Consider the following 1229-nt stretch of genomic DNA (forward strand, 5'->3'; position numbering starts at 1 on the left):
CATGACCACGGACCTTGCCGCCCAGCAGGCCCGCGTCAAGGGACTCGACCCTGGCATCGCAGAGTACGACGACCATTACGGCGAGCTCGTCGAGCGCGCGGAGAAGCTGCTGGCGTTCGAGCAGGAACTGCCGACCCGGATTGCGGAGCCGCAGCGGCTGCGCAGCGTAGCCATCGTGCGGTGGGCGTGGCGGTTACAGACGGCCGTGGCTGCGGGGCTCATCGCCGCCGCTCTCGCCCTCGGCCACACCGCGCGGTGGCTGGTGCTCCTCATACCCCATCTCCTGGCGACGCTGATGGGCTGGTCGATCGCCGTAACGGGTGAGCGTCACCGGCAGCAGCGCGCCATCGCGCTGGCCTTGCAAGCCGAAGGAGCTCTGGTCATCGTCGTCGTGCTCGGAGTGCTTTCCCCCTGGTGGATCATCGGCATCCTTGCCGGCTGGATCGGTATCGGTGCGTTCTCAGAAGACGGGCCCGCAGGCCAGGGGGTGAAGGCGTAATGGAGGATCTGGACCGGCGACTGCGTGACACCGACCGGCGCGTGCGCGACCTGGACAGTCGGTTCGACGATCTCGAAACTGATCACCAGGCTCTCAGCCGGAAGTTCGGCTACACCGAGGACCTGGACTACGAGCTACGTGCCATCCGCGATGAGATCTCCGAGTACGACGACAAGATCGACAAAGTTGAGGAAGAGCTCGGCGACCGCATCGGAGACACGGAGCAGGCCATCAACCGCCTCACACAGCATGTGCGGCTGCTCGACGGTCAGATCAAGATCTCCCAAGGTGTTCCTGAGGCGGACCTGGATACCTTCACCAGAGACCAGCGAGCCCTCGCACGCACCATGGCCCAGGGCTGGAGTGCCCGAAGCCAGCTCCTCGGCGACCACGAACGTTTCACCCACCAGGTGCGGGTGCGGCACCATCGGGAGACCGAAGCCAAGCATCGGCAGGCGCGGGCCGCAGTCGTCGAATCCGTCGGCGCGTTCACTGCCAGCCGCTACGGCACCTCCGGCCACTCCGAGGCAACGACGCGGCTGCGCACCGCAATCGCCGACGAAAGGAGACTGCGCCAGGACCTCACCCGGCAGATACCCGGCGCCAAGGAGTCCGCGAAGGCCCTGGCGGACGACGCTTCAACTCGTGCCAGCCAGCAGCCGACGATGTCAGCAGGCGACCGGGCCGAGAAACGTCTCACGCTGGCCCTCCGCAGCCGTCTGGCCGACGC

2 protein-coding genes are annotated in these 1229 nt (G+C 66.8%); both read left to right on the forward strand.

Going from position 1 to position 1229, the window contains the following annotated elements; all coding sequences use genetic code 11:
• Positions 1 to 499, forward strand: a 499-nt coding sequence (locus tag H4N64_RS44100) for a hypothetical protein (RefSeq protein ID WP_186288250.1), incomplete at its 5' end; no start/stop codon positions are given.
• Positions 499 to 1229 (forward strand): hypothetical protein (locus H4N64_RS44105; RefSeq protein ID WP_186288251.1); only part of this gene is annotated, 731 nt, incomplete at its 3' end. The genes H4N64_RS44100 and H4N64_RS44105, both read left to right, overlap by 1 nt.

It is taken from the genome of Streptomyces cupreus (genome assembly GCF_014257025.1).
GTDB classification, from domain to species: Bacteria; Actinomycetota; Actinomycetes; order Streptomycetales; family Streptomycetaceae; genus Streptomyces; species Streptomyces cupreus.